At 55.6% G+C, this 17,697-nt stretch carries 11 protein-coding genes and 1 pseudogene; 3 read left to right on the top strand and 9 right to left on the bottom strand.

Features of this window, described 5'->3' with window-relative positions; all coding sequences use genetic code 11:
* Nucleotides 1–33: 33 nt before the first annotated feature.
* The 6 genes and pseudogenes from ACQY4Z_RS03990 to ACQY4Z_RS04015 all read right to left on the bottom strand — a co-directional run bounded on the left by ACQY4Z_RS03990 (nt 34) and on the right by ACQY4Z_RS04015 (nt 8,294).
* Nucleotides 34–1,920, bottom strand: coding sequence for an ABC transporter substrate-binding protein (locus tag ACQY4Z_RS03990; RefSeq protein ID WP_428526870.1), 1,887 nt, complete (start codon nt 1,918–1,920; stop codon nt 34–36).
* Complete coding sequence (locus ACQY4Z_RS03995) at nt 1,917–3,803, bottom strand: ABC transporter ATP-binding protein (RefSeq protein ID WP_428526872.1); 1,887 nt, start codon at nt 3,801–3,803, stop codon at nt 1,917–1,919. The genes ACQY4Z_RS03990 and ACQY4Z_RS03995 overlap by 4 nt, the downstream gene beginning before the upstream one ends.
* A gap of 191 nt (nt 3,804–3,994) precedes the next feature.
* Nucleotides 3,995–5,875 carry an adenylate/guanylate cyclase domain-containing protein gene (locus ACQY4Z_RS04000; RefSeq protein WP_428526874.1) on the bottom strand — a complete coding sequence of 627 codons (1,881 nt, stop codon included), beginning with the start codon at nt 5,873–5,875 and terminating at the stop codon, nt 3,995–3,997.
* Between the two features lie 103 nt (nt 5,876–5,978).
* Nucleotides 5,979–6,585: pseudogene (locus tag ACQY4Z_RS04005) on the bottom strand (NUDIX domain-containing protein).
* A gap of 5 nt (nt 6,586–6,590) precedes the next feature.
* Nucleotides 6,591–7,769: a CaiB/BaiF CoA transferase family protein gene (locus ACQY4Z_RS04010; RefSeq protein ID WP_428526876.1), complete on the bottom strand. Its 1,179-nt coding sequence runs from the start codon at nt 7,767–7,769 to the stop codon at nt 6,591–6,593.
* Nucleotides 7,770–7,796: 27 nt separating this feature from the next.
* The gene (locus ACQY4Z_RS04015) at nt 7,797–8,294 is read right to left on the bottom strand and encodes a class I SAM-dependent methyltransferase (protein WP_133950929.1); all 498 of its coding nucleotides are present in this window, start codon (nt 8,292–8,294) and stop codon (nt 7,797–7,799) included.
* A gap of 285 nt (nt 8,295–8,579) precedes the next feature.
* Between ACQY4Z_RS04015 and ACQY4Z_RS04020 the strand changes: the two genes are divergently transcribed.
* Nucleotides 8,580–9,572 (top strand): hypothetical protein, encoded by a 993-nt coding sequence (locus ACQY4Z_RS04020; RefSeq protein ID WP_428526878.1) that lies wholly within the window; start codon nt 8,580–8,582, stop codon nt 9,570–9,572.
* A gap of 133 nt (nt 9,573–9,705) precedes the next feature.
* Here ACQY4Z_RS04020 and ACQY4Z_RS04025 read toward each other — a convergent pair whose 3' ends face one another.
* The gene (locus ACQY4Z_RS04025; RefSeq protein WP_428526880.1) at nt 9,706–10,707 is read right to left on the bottom strand and encodes a hypothetical protein; all 1,002 of its coding nucleotides are present in this window, start codon (nt 10,705–10,707) and stop codon (nt 9,706–9,708) included.
* A 213-nt stretch (nt 10,708–10,920) separates the two neighbouring features.
* A complete protein-coding gene (locus tag ACQY4Z_RS04030) occupies nt 10,921–11,916 on the bottom strand; it encodes a hypothetical protein (protein WP_428526882.1) in 996 nt (331 codons plus the stop codon).
* A gap of 265 nt (nt 11,917–12,181) precedes the next feature.
* On the opposite strand from ACQY4Z_RS04030, the gene pepN reads away from it, so the two are divergent.
* Both pepN and ACQY4Z_RS04040 read left to right on the top strand, forming a co-directional pair.
* Nucleotides 12,182–14,827, top strand: coding sequence for an aminopeptidase N (pepN, locus tag ACQY4Z_RS04035; RefSeq protein WP_428526884.1), 2,646 nt, complete (start codon nt 12,182–12,184; stop codon nt 14,825–14,827).
* 157 nt (nt 14,828–14,984) lie between these two features.
* Entirely contained in the window at nt 14,985–17,357 is a 2,373-nt protein-coding gene (locus tag ACQY4Z_RS04040; protein WP_428526886.1) for an ATP-binding protein, read from the top strand.
* A gap of 150 nt (nt 17,358–17,507) precedes the next feature.
* Here the strand turns inward: ACQY4Z_RS04040 and ACQY4Z_RS04045 are convergent, their stop codons facing one another.
* The gene (locus ACQY4Z_RS04045) at nt 17,508–17,663 is read right to left on the bottom strand and encodes a hypothetical protein (protein WP_428526888.1); all 156 of its coding nucleotides are present in this window, start codon (nt 17,661–17,663) and stop codon (nt 17,508–17,510) included.
* Nucleotides 17,664–17,697: the final 34 nt, after the last annotated feature.

A 17,697-nucleotide genomic window follows, 5' to 3' on the forward strand; every position in this document is an offset into this window, starting at 1 on the left:
CCATCGAACCGGCCCGGCATCTTGTCGCAAACCTTATTCGTCCATGTAGAATTCATCCATCCGATGGATGCCGTAATGTGCGCCCGGATCCCAACCGTAGATGCCTTCCAGCGGCACGTTTTTCACGCCCTTGATCACGACCGGCTGGCGTACGCCCGACACCAAGCCGATGCGAATGGTTTCTTCAGCATGGATCTGAAGCATTTCCTGCCAGATCTTTTCGCGCTCTTCGCTCGTTTTCGACACCAGCCAGGACTGATAGAGCTCCATCAGACGTTGCGCCGGTGCCCAATCCATGGGTTCGCCGCCCACACCTTTCGTTTCGTAGTGATCGCCCCACGCGTGCCAGGTCAGGCTCTCCGACTGAACCGGAGCCAGGTCATTCGGGCTCATGTCCGCAGTCGGGATGCCGTTCTCCATGCCCCACCAGACCGACATCACGAGTTCGCCGGTGATCGCGCGTTCCCGCAGGTTGTCACGTTGGCTCGGCTTGGCGAACAGTTTGACGCCAATCTCGGCCCAGTTTTCCGCGATCAACTCGAGCGCATCCAACTGTGTTTCGTCTTCGCCGGATGTCTCCACGATGATCTCAAGCGGACGGCCATCGCTCATCAGCCGGATGCCATCCTTGTTGCGCTCGGTCAGACCGATTTCATCGAGAAGTGCATTGGCCTTCTCCACATCGTATTCGGCCCATTTGGTGGTGAATTCCGGCTCATGCAGCGGGCTACGGCTCAAAACGGTATCATTGCCCGGAGTTCCAAGCCCGAAAAACAAAACGCGGTTCAACAACGTCCTGTCAATGCCAAGCGACAAAGCGCGGCGAAACCGGGTGTCTCGCATCAACTCCCGCCAGACCGGATCCTTGACCGTAAGGTTCGGCAGGATCGACATCTCCGAGCCTTTGGCATTGGACCAAAGCGCGGTGATGTAGTCATTCAGCTTCTCGCCCTTCTTCAACACGGTGATGTCTGAGAAGTTGAGATTGCGTGCCTGCAGGTTGGTTTCACCGGCCTGTGTCTTGGCCGGAATGAGCTTGCCATCAGCGACCGTCATGATGATTTCGTCGATATAAGGCAGTTGCTGCCCCGTCGAGTCCACCCGGTGGTAAAACGGGTTGCGTACAAGAATAAACCGAAGGTCGCTGCTGTCGTCCCTGCGGATCCAAGGTTGAAGGCTTGGAAGGTCGACATTGCGCGCGCTGTACATGTCGTCCTTCTTGTTGTGCAGCGGTGCCCAGCTGCGCGCTTTTACCTTCTCAGCTTCCGCCGCGATGGTCTTCGGATCGCCGTACTTTTCGTGGAACTGCTTGAGATAATGCGCGGGCCGGTAAATAAACGGCGGGCGCGCCTTGGCAAGCTCTGTCAGAAACAGCGGGTTCGGCGCATCCCAGGTAAACCGGACAGTTGTTTCGTCAAGAACTTCGAACTTTGGTCCTTTTCCGTCGGCCAGCAGGAACGGCGGCAGGCCTGATGGTGTCAGCTCGGGATTGCTGACAACATCTTCAAAATAATACCGAATATCTTCCGCACCGAAAGGGTGGCCATCGGACCATTTGTGCCCTTCGCGCGTGTGCAGTGTGAAGATACGCCCCTCTTCCACATCAACGCTTTCAAGAAGGTCCGGAACCAGCTCCAGGTCCTCGGTGTACCCCATTAAACGGGCATACCCCCACACATTGATGAGGCGCACATCCTTGGCCCGGCCGATCAAGGTGTTCAGCTTGCCACCATGTTCGCCGACGGTGCGGCCCTTGGCTTCCAGATCCACGACCAGCGGCTCTGATGGAACCCGTTCAGCCACAGGCGGAAGCTTCGGATCCAGGCCCGGAGTTTCTTCAAGATCCAGCGCGGACGACGGTCCGGCCAGCGCAAAAGCGGCAAGGAAGACACCTCCACCAAGAATGCGTTTCAGTTTCATGCTGCAGTCCCCTCAAGTGCTCCGGCATTCTTAAGACCGGGTGCACAGACAAAATGCTCTGGTTCCATCTCAAACAACGACGGAACATCTTCATTGGTGACGCGGAATGGCTCCGGCCACAGGTGCGGTTCGGATGCGCGGTTGGCATCCAGTGCCGAGAAATCAAGCGGCGTCGAAAGGTCCGGTTCCGGCACCGCAGACAACAGGGCTTTTGTGTAGGGATGCAGCGGATTGGACACGACTTCGCGCGTTTCTCCAAGCTCCACCAGCCGTCCACGGCACATCACGGCGATCCGGTCGGCGATATAGTCGACGACCGCAAGGTTATGGCTGACAAATAAGTATGTCAGATTGAGGTCGCGTTTGAGATCTTGAAGGAGGTTCAGGATCTGTGCCTGCACTGACACATCCAGAGCCGATGTCGGCTCATCGCACAGGATGAACTCCGGATTGAGCGCAAGCGCCCGGGCAATGCCTATCCGCTGTCTCTGACCGCCGGAAAACGAATGTGGATAGCGCCGCAGAAACCGCGGATCAAGACCGACCAGGCTTATCAGGCTGCGGACACGCTCAGAGCGCTCTTCCGCTGTGCCAATCCCATGGACTTCAAACGGCTCCGCCAGAATATCGTTGATGGTCATGCGCGGGTTGAGCGACGAGAACGGGTCCTGGAATATCAGCTGAACCCGCCGCCGGTAGTCCATCAGGTCATCGCCGGTGAGATCAGCTATGTTTTCCAGGCCCTTGCCGCGGTTATAGACCACCTCACCACGTTCCAGATGAAGGGCACGCAGGATCGCCTTTGCGGCCGTGGTCTTGCCTGAGCCGGACTCGCCCACGAGCCCCAGGCATTCGCCCCGCTTGATGGTCAGGTTGATGTTATCCAGCGCCTTGAGCGTCTTTGGCTTGCCGCTGAACAACGACCCCTTGCGCAGGGTGAATTCCTTGGTGACACCGCGCATTTCCATCAAGGTCTCGCCCGGCAGGACATCGCATTTCGGACGGTTTCTGGTCAGGTCTTCCGACTTCACTTCAATCGGCCTGATGGGGACCAATCGTTCGGACTTGTCCATATGGAAGCCGGGAACCGCGTTCAGCAGTGCCTTCAGGTAGTCATGCTGAGGGTTGCCAAACAGCTGCTCAGCTGTGCCTTTTTCCATAATCCGGCCGTGATAAATCACGGCGATTTCGTCGGCCATGTTGGCCACCACCCCGAAGTCATGGGTGATCATCAAAACCGACATTCTAAGTTCGGACTGCACATCCTTGATGAGCTTCAGAATTTCCGCCTGGATCGTTACATCCAATGCGGTGGTTGGCTCATCGGCAATTAGAAGCGCCGGATTGCAGATCATCGCCATGGAAATCATGGCACGCTGACGCAATCCACCGGACAACTCGAACGGATATGTGTCCAACGCTCTTGCAGGATCTGGAAACTGAACCAACCGCAACATTTCCTGGGTCAGTTCGCGCGCTTCTGGCGCGGTGACGTTGCGATGGAGTTTTGCCGCCTCACCGATCTGGTCGCCAATCGTATGCAGCGGCGACAAAGAGGTCATCGGTTCCTGGAAGATAATCGCAACGCGGTTGCCGCGCAGATGGCGCATCTGCGGTCCTTTGCGGTCCAGCGCAGCAATGTCAACCGGCGGTTCTGCGCCAGTCGGATCAGACAGGATCACTTTTCCGGATGTCACCGAAGCAATCGACGGCAAAAGGCCCATGATTGTCTGGGATATAACCGTCTTTCCGGAACCCGATTCTCCGACAAGAGCGACGGTCTTGTTCTCCGGAACCACGAAGGAAACATCGTTGACCGCCTTGGTCCGTCCCTCGGCAGTATTAAACTCTACCGTCAATCCCTCGATGGAGAGAACATTCACCGTCAAATTCCTCCCGGGCCAAGGTTATCGCCCCGATGCTTACCCAGCCTGTGTTGCGAAACAAAGACAACCAAATTTACGCTGTATTAGCAACGCAATAATCCGGAAGCAGGTGCTGTGATCTAGATCACGTCAACCTGATAATGCCTATCATAGGCGCAACTTACACACACGTTACGAATTGAAGGCGGTTACTCCGCTGCGGAAACCGGCGCTTCCGATGCTTCATTTGCGGGCAACACGTCGGTTGCGCTTGGCGCCAGCCAGTAGACTTCCATCCTCCCGGACCGGCCGCGCAAGTAGTGTTCGCCGACCTCTGTCTGGCTGTGTTCATTCGGCAACCGGCATACGGTTTCTGCGCTTGCCAGAATTGTTATCTCCGGCTCACCGGCCACTTCGCGGCCCAAATGCTGCAGCCGTTCCGCCGCGTTCACGGTGTCGCCGACCACCGTGTAGTTCCACCGGTCCAGAGCGCCAACATTGCCAACCAGCACCGGTCCCGTGTGGATCCCGATCCGCATCCTCAGCGTCACACCGCCTTCGGCTTTGGCCGTTTCGTTTGCCTGCATTTGGGCGGCTGCAATGCGCCGGGCTGTCCGGACGGCTGCTTCTGCGTGATCCGGCTGGTCATCCGGCGCGCCGAAGAATGCCAGCATCCCGTCGCCCATGAACTTGTCGACCGTGCCGCCCTCGCTCTCCACCGCATCGACCAAAATCGCAAAATGCTGATTGAGAAGCGCGGCCGCCTGTTCAGCGCTCATGTTTTCAGAAAGCGCCGTGAAACCCACGATGTCGGTAAAGAGGATCGTCAGCTCCGCCTTGCGGGCCTCGGCGGCCTTTTGCCCGCCAAGGCGCATGAGCTTGATGAACAAGGATCGCGGCACATAGGTGTTCATGGCCTTGAGGCCCTCCACCATCGCATTGAAGGCAGAGGCCACCTGGTCCATCTCCACGACCCGGCTGCGCGGCAGAGGTTCGACATCTTTGAGCGACAGGGTCGCAACACGCTCGGACTGACGCGCGAGATTGCGTAGTGGTCGGGACACGCGGCGCCCCATCCAGATGGCGATAAGAACAGAGATGACCAAAGCTCCAAGTCCAACAAAGCCGGAGCCTGCCAGCCGCCGAACCTCCCGAGAGACAGTCGCCCCCAGATAGTATTGCCCAACAGTCAGAGGCTGATCACTAAAACCCGGCACGACCCGGCGCATCATGAGATATTCATCGTCGGCAGCTTCAATGATCGAAACGTCGATCCCAAGCTCCGAAGCGCGCTCGAATTCCTCGAGCTTTTGCTCATCCCCCATGGCGGCGAGTACCGGATCTCCAACAGTCTTCCATGACCCCGGCAAATTCTCGGCGATGCTGCCGCCGGTCTGAATCCAGTCCGCATCGGAGTGCATCAAGACATCTCCGTTGCCATCAAGGATGAACACCGTGTTGTTGACGCCTTCATCCTGGCTGGCGACGATGATCGACAGGTTTTCCATCGTGGTTGCCGCCGTCAGCACGGCAAACATTTCGCCATTATGAACAAGCGGTGCGGAGACGTTGGCAAAGAGCCCAACTTCATGCCGCATGATCGGGCCCCATGTCGGCGGGCTGTCCGCGGTGAGAACCGGCACGACCTCCTCTTTCATGCCGGGCGGCGGGGCGTCTGAATTGATCCGCCAGAGCTTGCCGTTTTTCGCCCGGTAGACTCCGAGGCGGCGGCCGTCTGCGTAGGTGATGGCGAGCGTGGTCAGATCCGTGTTGGTCTGGAGCGCGATTGAAAAGTCTTCGTAAATCCGGTTGCGATCCTCGATCGACAAGGTGCCGTCTTCAAAAAACGGCTTGAGGCCAATCACCGCATTTTCAACTGACTGGAAATGGGTGCGCACCTGGGTCTCAAGCGACTGCGTGCTCAAGATCGTCTTGTCGTTCAACAAGGAGAAGGTGTTCTGGAAATTGGCGGTCACTGAGAGGGCCAGCACCAATCCGATGGCCAATGCCACAAACCCGCCGAAGCCGAGCCCGACGATCGTCGTCAGCTGCAGCCGGACACGCCGGGGTTTGCGAAAATTCAGCGCCATCTGGCTCCGTCCTGAGTTTGCCTAAAATCGTAATGCCTGACAGTTGCCTTCAAATTAAGGCAGCCGCCGCGAAGAATACCATCCGATTGTTTCCCCTACGACTTCAGTCTTTTGCAGCTCGAAGTTCACGCAGTGCGAGATCCTGCAAGAGAATCACCGTTTTGGCATCCCGGATACGACCATCGGACACCATCTGAAGCGCCTCTTCCAGTGGAATATGGAGCACTTCGATGTCCTCTCCTTCGCTTTCAGCACCGCCCCCCTCGCCTGTCCGGTGGCGCTCCTGATAGTAGCCCCGGAAATAGGACAAGACCTCCGTAATGGACCCCGGGGCTCATTTGCAGATCGAAGAGATGTTCCAGCTCCGACACTTCAAAGCCGGTTTCTTCCATCAACTCTGCCCGCATCCGCTCTTCCGGGTGAGCGCCTTCAAGCAGGCCAGCCGGTGCCTCGATGAACGCTGCAGAGCCATCTGTGAGCCAAACGGGCAAGCGGAATTGACGCGTTAGAAGAACACAGCCGGTTTCCGGATTGTGCAACAAGCACGCCGCACCATGCCCCCGATCGTAGACCTCGCGGGTCTGCCGCTGCCAAGTCCCGTCCCGGCGCCGGTAGTCGAGCGTATACTTGGTCACCGTGCCCCAATTGTCCGACAAAAGCTCCTCGTTCAGGATCTTGAGGAAGTCGGTCTCCTTCACCGGCGCGCTCATATAGATCAGCCTTTATCCATCAAACCAAGCTCAGCCAGGATCTCGGCGGTGTGTTCACCAAGTGCAGGCGCTGCCCGCTCCAGAACAAGCGATCCATTCTTGAACCGGATTGGCGTCCGGACTGATGTCACAGATCCACCATCCACATCCGTTGCAGGCAGGTCGACTTTCATCTCCCGGTGATTGACTTGCTTGTCTTCAAAGACGTCTTGCACCGAGTTGATCGGACCGGCTGGAACACCCTCCATTTCCAAAGCCGCGAGGAGATCGTCCCGCGCCCGCGCCGCGGTCTCTTCCGTCAGGATTGCTACCAGTTCCGTTCTGGACGCAACCCGGGCAGCATTCGTTGCAAACTTTGGATCGTCTGCAAGCTCCGGACGGCCGAGCACACTGCACAGGCGCTTGTATTGCCCGTCATTACCCACCGCGATGATGAGGTGGCCATCACTGGCCGGAAAGACCTGATACGGCACTATGTTGGGGTGCGCATTGCCCAGCCGCTTTGGGGTTTTCCCAGTCACGAAATAGTTGAGCGCCTGGTTTGCCAGAACACCGACCTGGGCGTCCAGAAGCGCCATATCGACCCATTCGCCCTCCCCGGTCTCATCGCGGCGTCGGAGCGCGGCCAACACGCCGATCACACCGTAAAGGCCGGTAAAGATGTCAGCGAAGGCAACACCGATCTTTTGCGGAGATCCATCCGGATCGCCGGTGAGATCCATGATGCCGCCCATGCCCTGGATCATGAAGTCATATCCGGCGCGGTGAGCATAAGGTCCGTCCTGACCAAAGCCGGTGACAGAACAATAGATCAGCTTCGGATTGACCTCTGACAGGCTCTCATAATCAAGGCCGTATTTTGCCAGTCCGCCGACCTTGAAGTTCTCGACCAAAACGTCTGCATCCGCGACGAGTTTGCGAACAACTTCCTGGCCTTCCTCGGTCCGGAAATCGACCGTGATCGAGCGCTTGCCACGGTTGCAGGAATGAAAGTAAGCCGCATCGCTCGGCTCACCGTCTTCTGTGGTCAGGAACGGCGGGCCCCAGCCACGCGTGTCGTCGCCCTGCGGGGCTTCGACCTTGATGACGTCGGCGCCGAGATCCGCAAGCGTCTGACCAATCCACGGCCCCGCCAAAATCCGGGCCAGTTCGACGACTTTGATGCCTTTAAGCGGCGCAGTCATTTGGTATGTCCTTGATGTCCGCTGTTATTAAGCTTCGGAAGTCTTGCGGTAGATGAAGTTCCGGTCCGCCTTGATCCCCTCTGGGTTCGGCAAATACTCAAAATTGGGAAGCTTCAGTTCCAGACCGGTCAGGATATAGCCGCCGACCGCCATCCGCTCGTCAATCATCGGCGCGAGCCAATGCACGGTGGCCAGATCTGTCGTCGGGTCGCCAGATCCAATATCAATATGCGCAAAAGACGCCTTACCGCCGACCCGCGGCCCGCAGAACGCCAATGTGTCCCGAATGTCGCCCTGGATCATGTGCTCTGCATCCGGCGCGCAGCTCGGGTGGCACGTCAACGCATGATCGAAAACGAAAATTTCCTTGTTCGGATAGATTTCCCGCAAGTGATCGTATGTCCGGCCGTTGCCCAGCCCCAGCTCCAGAATGGGCCCTTCAACCTCGTTCACCTTGTCGACGAGGTATTCAAGAATGATCTTCTGAGAGGTCATCCGGCGGATAAAACTGTCCAAGCGGCTCATGCAAAAAGTCCTGACTGTGCAAAGTGTTTGCACTGCATAGACCGGCTGGCGAGCAAGGTCAAAAAGTCCGATGTGTATCCCGGGATGCAACACCGCCTTAATCCTTGTCTGCCAAGTTCACTCCGGCAGTGGAAGTTTGAAGGTGACGTTACGTACACTTTGGATGGCCCTGCGGAATTGGAAAAGCCATTTTCGGGTCGGCTTTTTGCGCGGTTCGGTTGTTGGAGAACGACAATCAGCTTGAACGGCAGCCCCGGGATCTGAGCACAACTGAGGTGACGAACGATGTCAGACGCCGACACAACGCAGCAAGCCCAGATCCAATACGATACCAAGCATGTGTATTTCTATTTGCCCCGCATTTCGGAAGACGAGTCAGACGTACCGGATAACATTGATTTGGGCGCCATCTTCAGGCTCGGCGGTTATTGTGAACTGGAAGAAAAGGCCAACGAGATCGCGGAAGATACCGAGCACTACTACCCGGAAAAGCACATTGAAGACGAAGGCGGAGTGGCATCTGAAGACGTCTATCAGAAAGCGGCCGGTCCCTCCCCTCAATCCAGTCACGGAATTCTGCTGGCATGCGATGGCCGCATGTTGGTGAAGGCTGGTGAGAAATATTATATGCAAACCGGCGACCAGAACATTGATGTTGAGGGGGACTACGAGCTGGAGACGACCGGGAAGATCGACATGAGTGCTGAAGGCACGGTCAAGATCGAATCCGGGACAAATCAGTCTATTACCCTTGATGCAGGGAGCGAGACCGGCACGATCTACATTCAGGGCAAGGAACAGCAGACAAAAATCCTTGGTCATTCTTATGAGTTGATCACCGAAAACTCCTACGAGGTCGTCCATGCGAACCGTTATGAGTTTTTTGCTGGCGGCAAGGTTGAAATGGTGACTGGTGGATGTTTGGAGATGAACCTGGCGGCCATCTGCTCCATCTCCCTCTCCGCGGCTCTCGAGATGAACCTCCTGATAAACATCGAAATCGCGACAATCGAGGCTTCTTACAAGAAAATCGAGTTCGACATCGCGGAAATGAAGGTCGTCGTTCCGGCCACGAAAGCGGAGATCACAGAGCTCGAAACACACATTACGGCGCTCGGCACCCGGGTCTCCGATGTTCAAGCTGATGTCGCACCGCTGCAAACCAAAACGTCGGAAATCGAAGTCGCAGCTCGCGAACTGAAAACTGACCTTGGAGAGTTCAAAATGTCGACAACCAACGCAATGGTGGCCATGTCGAACATGATCGTGAATATGTAGGGTCCGGTATTTTTGGCGACCCGACCGATGATCTTTTGCGATCATGCAAGTGGGTTAGTGGAATTCTGACCACGCTCCCAAAGCGTGAGAAAACCAAAAAAACGGGCGGGCCGCCCTGGAGGGGGCGACTCGATTAGACAAACACGACCAACTGTTTGACCTTTGCATCGACTTCACCCTGTTCCAGATTGGCCTCCCGCATGTTGGTTGCAACTGCTGTTGCGTTTGCATCGAGATCAGCCTGCGATATTCGCATTTCGATCGCATCCATACTTGTGAGATCACTTCGCAAGTTCGCCATTCGGCTTTCGACCGACAATGCCTTGTAGCCGACCTGACTTTGGACACTTGCAACGTTAAGACCAGTTGCTTGAAACCGCATGCCCGCAAGTACAACTTCGGAAACTGGATAAACCTTGACCAGCGTTGCGAGATAAAGCTGAAGCCCCCAGGAGGACGTCACGATCTGTCCAGCAGCGAACGCAGAATAAGCCACGTCGAGGCTATAGGTCATCGTTAACCCCCACGTGGTGAGTGTGTGGTTTCCTTTGGTTGTTTCAGACTTATTGCCTGAAGTGTTATCGTTGCTGTCGCCCTGCACAGTTTCCGTCTTGTTGTTGGCAAGCAACTCCATGTCACCCGTTTTGTCACCGGCATTAAGGGTCAACGTTTTGTTCGTACCGCTCTTAAATTTCATGATATCGCCGGACTGAACGTTCACACTGCCAGTTGTGTCGTGCTCGTAGTCTCCATTAACCTGAAGATGGTGATCTCCGGTTTCGACGAACATCTTTTCTGCGGCCTTCAAGAGAAAATGCCCGTCGCAGGCCATCAATATTCCGTGGCTGGAGTCTGTGCTGCTGCCCGCTGACTTCTTAAAGATATTTTCGTTTCCTGAACCCTGCGACTCGATGTGCTTTTGCGGATAATAGTGCTTTTCATCAGCGGGGATCTTGTGAGCCTGCTGTTCCAGATCACAATAGCCGCCGAGCCGCAAAATCGCTCCCAGATCGATGTTATCGGCAACTTCCCCGTCTTCCGTCGGCACTTTGGGCAAATAGAAATAGACGTGTTTGGTGTTGTAATCGATTTTCGAGCCAGATCCTGACTCGTTTGTGTTTCCGTCGGACACCATACACCTCCCAACAAAGGATAAGCCCGTTGAAACGATGGCATGGCGATCGCTATGCGAGCAATCCAATAATGCCCTTTCGTATTTCAACAGGCATAAACTTGGAAGGTCGCTACCGTCGACGAAAACACCAAGGCATTGAAAATATTGATTCTTTAAAGAAGACTATCTCCCAACGAGTACGGGTTTTCAACGTCAGTCTGACAGTATTTGGGACTACATGAAACTCATCAGAGCCCGCACGCGAACATCAGGACCGCCATTGTTCACATTGGCACCGTTGCCTCCAGCACCGAGAGCAGCATACTGGTTTACAATCTCAGCGTAATGAATATTCAGCCCGAAGAAACCGTTGTTGGTTAAAGCATTTTTCACCCGTGCACCATTGTTTTCAAGCAAAAGACCGTCAATGTTATTCCTTAGCGCTGTATTACCCATCGCATAACCAGTGGAATTAAATTGGGTTCCTGACAAAATCAAATGACCTATTGGATAAATTTTGAACAGATAACCGAAAGACTGAAAACCCCATGATGAACCGACAATCTGCCCAGCAGCGAACCCGGAAACACTCACCTTGAGTGAGTAAGTCGTATCGAAACCTTTTTTGAGCCAGGAAAAATCACCGCTCGTCGTTTTGTTTTCGTCTCCTGTCACATTGCTCGTACTGTCCCCTTGAACCGTTTCGGTCTTGTTGTTCGCAAACAGCTTCATGTCTCCGGTCTGGTCGCCGGCATTCAGTGTGAGCGTCTTGTTGGCACCGCTTTTTATGTCCAGAGTGTCGCCAGACTGCACTTTAACGCTACCGGTGGTGTCGTGCTCATAGTCTCCGTTGACCTGCAGATGGTGATCCCCGGTTTCAACGAACATCTTTTCAGCGGCCTTCAAAAGAAAATGCCCGTCGCAGGCCATTAATATGCCATGGCTGGACTCACCGCTGCTGCCCGCTGACTTTTTGAAGACGTTTTCGCTGCCAGCGCCCTGCACCTCAATGTGCTTTTGCGGATAATAATGCTGCTGATCGGCCGGCACCTTATGGGCCTGCTGCTCCAGATCACAATAGCCGCCCAGTCGCAATATGGCCCCAAGGTCAATGTTATCGGCGACTTCACCATCTTCCGTCGGTACTTTGGGCAGGTAAAAATAGGCATGTTTGGTGTTGTAATCGATTTTCGAGTCAGATCCTGAATCGTTTGTGTTTTCGTCAGCCACCACACACCTCCCAGCAAAGGATCAGCCCGTTAAAACGATGGCATGGGGATCGCTATGCGGGCAATCCCATTATGCTAGACCATTTACGTTTGATATACAGATGGCGATGAAGGCATTGAAATTGAAGCAGTATTACCAATTTTTAACATGCTGGATAACTGCCAGCCAGCCATATTGGGATGCTGGGCGATTGACGAACCGTTCCGAACCCTGCAAGCAGCGGCTCTGATTGCCTCACACAGGCGAGACGCACGCGGAGACATCAATGCCATTAGAAACGCCGACCATCATCAAGCTGGAAGACTACCAGCCGCCGGCCTACCGCATCGAGACTGTCAGCCTCAATGTGCTTCTCGACCCAACAGCCACCCAAGTCGTTGCCAAGCTGAAAATTGCCCGCCAACCGGATACCAAACCCGGTGCCCCCCTCCTCCTGGATGGCGACAACCTTAAACTGCACTCGATTGAGATAAATGGCGTAACTCTACCGGAAGATGCCTATCGGGTGACTCCCTCTACGCTTGAACTCGTTCCGCCAACTTCTGACCGGTTCACATTGGCCATCACCACCGAACTCAATCCGGATGCGAACACGCAGCTGATGGGGCTCTACAGATCATCCGGCACCTACTGCACCCAATGTGAAGCCGACGGGTTCCGCCGTATTACCTATTTTCCGGACCGCCCGGATGTCCTCAGTGTCTACACAGTCCGGCTGGAAGCCCCGCGCGATACCTGCCCGGTCCTGCTTGCGAATGGAAACCTGATCGAGACTGGTTTGGTTTCGGACACCGGCAGGCACTATGCCATCTGGCACGATCCCCATCCAAAACCGGCCTACCTGTTCGCTCTGGTGGCCGGGGACTTAGCAAATATCACGGACAGCTTCACCACCGCGTCCGGCAGGCAGGTCGAGCTCAATATCTTTGTCGAGCATGGCAAGCAGGCGCTCTGCGACTGGGCCATGGATTCGCTCAAACGCTCCATGCGCTGGGATGAGGAGGCATTTGGCCGCGAATATGATCTTGATGTTTTCAACATTGTTGCCGTGTCGGACTTCAACATGGGGGCGATGGAGAACAAGGGCCTCAACATCTTCAACGACAAGTACGTGCTTGCCGATCCTGAGACGGCCACCGATCAGGATTACGCCAATATCGAGGCCGTGATCGCCCACGAATACTTTCACAACTGGACCGGCAACCGGATCACCTGCCGGGATTGGTTCCAGCTGTGCCTGAAGGAAGGCCTCACCGTTTTCCGGGACCAGGAGTTTTCAGCCGACATGCGCTCGCGTCCGGTAAAACGGATCGCGGATGTGAAACTCTTGAAAATGCACCAGTTTCCTGAGGACGCCGGCCCGCTGGCCCATCCGGTGAGACCGCGATCCTATCAGGAAATCAACAACTTCTACACCGCGACGGTCTATGAAAAAGGCGCCGAAATCGTCCGGATGCTGCAAACGCTGCTCGGCGAAGACGGCTTCCGGTCCGGATTGGACCTGTACTTCGACCGCCACGACGGCGAAGCCACCACGATCGAAGCATTTCTGAAATGTTTCGAAGATGCCACTGGCAATGATCTTGAGCAGTTTTCACTCTGGTATGAACAGGCCGGCACACCGACCGTGTCGGTCAAAACCGCCCACAATCCGGAAAACAAAAGCTTCACGCTGACCCTCTCCCAGGAGATCCCGCCATTGCCGGGACAAAAATCGGCAAAGGCGGCCGTGATCCCACTGAAATTTGGCCTTCTTGGACCCAATGGCCAGGATCTCGGGATTACGACGGTGGACGGTGCGGATGTGATCGGCGACGTTATTCTGCTTGAGAAATCGACGCAAACGATCACCTTCCAGAATATGCCTGACACCCCGAAGGTCTCCCTTTTGCGCGGCTTCTCCGCTCCTGTGCGTCTGACCCAGGACCAGTCGGCTGACGACTTGGCGTTCCTGGCAAAGCACGACAGCGACCCTTACAATCGCTGGCAAGCCGTCCAGACACTGGCCACTCAAACCCTTCTTGCGCGCACCGACGCGGTGCGCCGCGACACGGATTTCGCAAGCGCTACAGATCTTGTCGCCGTTCTTCAGACCGTGCTGGAGGATGACCGTCTCGACCCTGCGCTCAAAGCCCAGGCACTAACGTTGCCAAGCGAAACAGATACTGCCCAGGAGATCGGCAACAATGTCGATCCGGGTGCTATTCATATCGCCCGATCCGGCTTGATTGCCGAAATTGCAGATGAGCTGCAATCCCTTCTGTTGCCATTGGCGCGGGATTACGCAAAAGACAGCGCATTTTCCCCGGACGCAGCCTCTACCGGAAAACGCGCTCTGTCCAACCGGGCTCTGAACTATCATGCCCACTCAAGCGATCCGGATGCCGTTGCTCTGGTCAATGACCGGTTCAAAAACGCCAACAACATGACCAACCGGATCATGGCACTGACCTTACTCATACACCACGGTTTCGACGGCGCATCTGGCGCGCTTCAGGCATTCCGCGCCCGCCATGAGAGCAGCGCACTTGCCATGGACAAATGGTTCTCAGCGCGCGCAACAGCCCCGCGCGATGACACGCTTCAAGTGGTGCAAGACTTGATCGCTGATCCGCTTTATGAGCCCAGCAATCCGAACCGCGTTCGCGCCGTGCTGCACTCCTTTGCCACCGGGAACCCGACACAGTTTTCACGCCCTGACGGCAAAGGTTTCAAGCTTATTGCCGAATCAGTTCTGGAAATTGACAAAAGAAATCCGCAGGTGGCCTCGCGATTATTGACAAGCTTCCGCTCCTGGAGAGCTTTGGAGGACCGGAGATCATCCCTTGCTGAATCTGCCCTCTTGAGGGTTTCTTCAAGCGAAGAACTGTCGAGAGACTGTCGTGACATTGTCGAGCGGACATTGCAGTAAGTTGCTATATTTGGAAACGTTAACAAGAGCTCTGGTAAAAGCGCGCCTTGTTAACCATTTTCTTCTTCTACGACTCTAGACAAATACTGACGATTTGATTCAAATGGAAGTGATTCGGAGCTCAGCTTCGGAGCGACGGAATTGAGGCACACTTCCTATGTCAAGAGCATTTGCGGGCTCCGCTACCGGGCGGCGCAGCGCTAAGGATTCAGGACGTAAAACCAGCACGGGCGCACAAAAAGCGTTCTGGCTCAACTTCGTGTCTTCCGCCCATCATCACCTTGAACGCTCTGATGGCCTGATGCGCCGGTTGATCCCGGCCCTCGCCATCCTGTTTCTGGTTTTTTTGGCTGTTTATCGCACAGGCGAGCTCATCGGGGACCATGAAGCCGCGCGATCAGAGGCAGAAACCACCCTCAGCCTTATGGCTTCTGTTGTCGCACCTCCCCTCAATGCATCCGGGAAAGATCTCCCGGTAGCAGGTTACCGGACGACACTGAAGCGTATCCTTGCAGACAGCCTTCCCTCCGGCGCGACCAGCAAGGGCCGCATCTTTCTGATTTCCGATACGAACGGCACGATCGCAGCGTCCGCACCGCTGCAGCCTTCTCTGGAAGGCCGCCCGCTCACCGACCTTCTTGGTCCGGCGCAGCCCTTAACTGTGTTTGGCGAACGCGCTGGCGTTCTTTCCATTCCGGTGATCCTGACCGGCCGCGACGGCCCGGAACCTGTGCTGGCTACTGTCCGCCACCTTGACGGCGAACTCGGCATGATTGCCGTCCTGCAGCCAGAGTCGGTCGTATTTGCAGACTGGCGCAGTGCCCTGTCTGCCAATGTCACACTCTATGTGGGAATCTCGCTGGTCCTCTTGGCGATAATCTACGGCTTTTTCAGCCAAGCATCGCGCGCCGAACAGGCGGACGAGAACTATGCGGCGACCCGGGCCCGCATAGACACAGCCCTCACCCATGGCCGCTGCGGTCTCTTCGATTGGGATCTCTCGCGCGGCCGCATGTTCTGGTCTTCGTCGCTTTACGAACTCCTTGGCCGTGAGCCCAAGGATGACATCTTGAGCTTTGCAGAAGTCTCCGACCTCACGCACCCGGACGACATCGACCTTCTCGGACTGGCAGAGCATCTCCTGGAAAGCGGTGAAACGCTGGTCGATGAGACATTCCGCATGCGCCACGCCGACGGCAGCTGGATCTGGCTCCGCGCCCGCGGCGAAATACAGATGGATCCAGGCCGTGCCGAGCCGCATCTCATCGGCATTTGCCTCGACATCACCGAGCAGCATTTGCTTGCAGAGCAAAGCCAGATGGCGGACCTGCGCCTGCGCGATGCGATTGAGACCATCTCCGAAGCCTTCGTTCTCTGGAACGCCCGCAACGAACTGGTGATTTGCAACTCCAACTATCAGTCCTTGCACAACCTGCCTCAAAGCGCCGTGAAGCCGGGAACGCCCTACAAGGATGTTCTGGCAGCAGCCGAAAACGGTGCGGTTTCTCCGCAGCCGGTCCAACTCAGCAAACGTCAGGGCGGGCCGGAAGGATCTTATGAGGCACAGCTGGAAGACGGTCGCTGGCTGCAAATCTCTGAACGACGGACCAAGGACGGCGGCTTCGTTTCTGTGGGTACGGACATCACAGCGCTGAAAAAGCACGAAGAGCGCCTGACGGAATCGGAAAAACGCCTGAAAGCTTCGGTTACGGACTTGCAGCGCTCCCGCAAGATCCTTGAAGTTCAGACCCGCCAACTTTCCGAAATGGCCGAAAAGTATCAGGAAGAAAAGACGCGCGCGGAAGCCGCCAACCAGGCGAAGTCTGAATTCCTTGCCAACATCTCACATGAGCTGCGAACTCCGCTGAATGCGATCATCGGCTTCTCCGACATCATGACTCAGGAGATGTTCGGCCCGCTCGGTACAGACCGGTATACGGATTATTGCAAGGACATCTACTCTTCCGGCACCTACCTGTTAAATGTGATCAACGACATCCTCGACATGTCGAAGATCGAAGCCGGCCGGATGTCGATCGAAACCGAAGTGGTCAACGCAAGCGAAGCTGCGGAAGACGCGGCGCGGATCATCACGGGCGCCGCTACGGAAAAGAACATCGCCATTTCTGCAGACGTTGCCGACAACCTTCATGTCGACGTCGACAAACGCGCGCTGAAACAGGTGCTGCTCAACCTTCTCGCCAATGCCGTTAAGTTCACACCGGACAATGGAACCGTCACCCTGAAGGCCCGCCCGCGCGGCGACAAAGTCCGCTTTGAAGTGGCCGATACCGGAATTGGCATCTCGGAGCGCGATATAGAACGGTTGGCCAAGCCGTTTGTTCAAGTAGAAAACCAGTTCACAAAGACCCACCAGGGGTCCGGACTGGGCCTTGCAATTGCCCGCTCTCTGGTTGAATTGCACGGCGGAAAACTGGCCATTGAATCTGAGGTCAAGAAAGGGACCGTTGTCAGCTTTTCGCTGCCGCTGGCCCGCACCGACAGCACTCAGATCGCGCAGTCTGCCTGATCAACGCGCCGTCTTTGGCTTCCAGCGCCCCTCTCCCGCGTGGCTTCATATCCATCATAGTAAAGCGCTGCTCGCTCGGACATAGCTGCGCCTTCCGCGAATTGCGTCGATTTATCCACACAACATATATTTTGCCCGCTAAGTAAATATCTATGCATTTTCCATAGGTAATGACATATTTTTAGTCACACCCGTAAGTAAAACCTCAAATAAGCCGCCTAAACCAATGGTATATACCCGCCATATTTCAGCAATTTTTACGTCTGATTCACTTGTTGCAATAATTATTTCTTCAACCAAAGCCAATCATTCAATTCTTACTCTGGGTAATCAAATGATT

The organism is Roseibium sp. (assembly GCF_965276855.1).
In the GTDB taxonomy this organism is placed as follows: Bacteria; Pseudomonadota; Alphaproteobacteria; order Rhizobiales; family Stappiaceae; genus Roseibium.

Excerpts from the sequence above, each read along its gene's own strand:
- ACQY4Z_RS03990 (WP_428526870.1), bottom strand. The coding sequence starts at position 1,920 with ATGAAACTGAAACGCATTCTTGGTGGAGGTGTCTTCCTTGCCGCTTTT.
- ACQY4Z_RS04000 (WP_428526874.1), bottom strand. The coding sequence starts at position 5,875 with ATGGCGCTGAATTTTCGCAAACCCCGGCGTGTCCGGCTGCAGCTGACG.
- ACQY4Z_RS04010 (WP_428526876.1), bottom strand. The coding sequence starts at position 7,769 with ATGACTGCGCCGCTTAAAGGCATCAAAGTCGTCGAACTGGCCCGGATT.
- ACQY4Z_RS04015 (WP_133950929.1), bottom strand. The coding sequence starts at position 8,294 with ATGAGCCGCTTGGACAGTTTTATCCGCCGGATGACCTCTCAGAAGATC.
- ACQY4Z_RS04020 (WP_428526878.1), top strand. The coding sequence starts at position 8,580 with ATGTCAGACGCCGACACAACGCAGCAAGCCCAGATCCAATACGATACC.
- ACQY4Z_RS04025 (WP_428526880.1), bottom strand. The coding sequence starts at position 10,707 with ATGGTGTCCGACGGAAACACAAACGAGTCAGGATCTGGCTCGAAAATC.
- pepN (WP_428526884.1), top strand. The coding sequence starts at position 12,182 with ATGCCATTAGAAACGCCGACCATCATCAAGCTGGAAGACTACCAGCCG.
- ACQY4Z_RS04040 (WP_428526886.1), top strand. The coding sequence starts at position 14,985 with ATGTCAAGAGCATTTGCGGGCTCCGCTACCGGGCGGCGCAGCGCTAAG.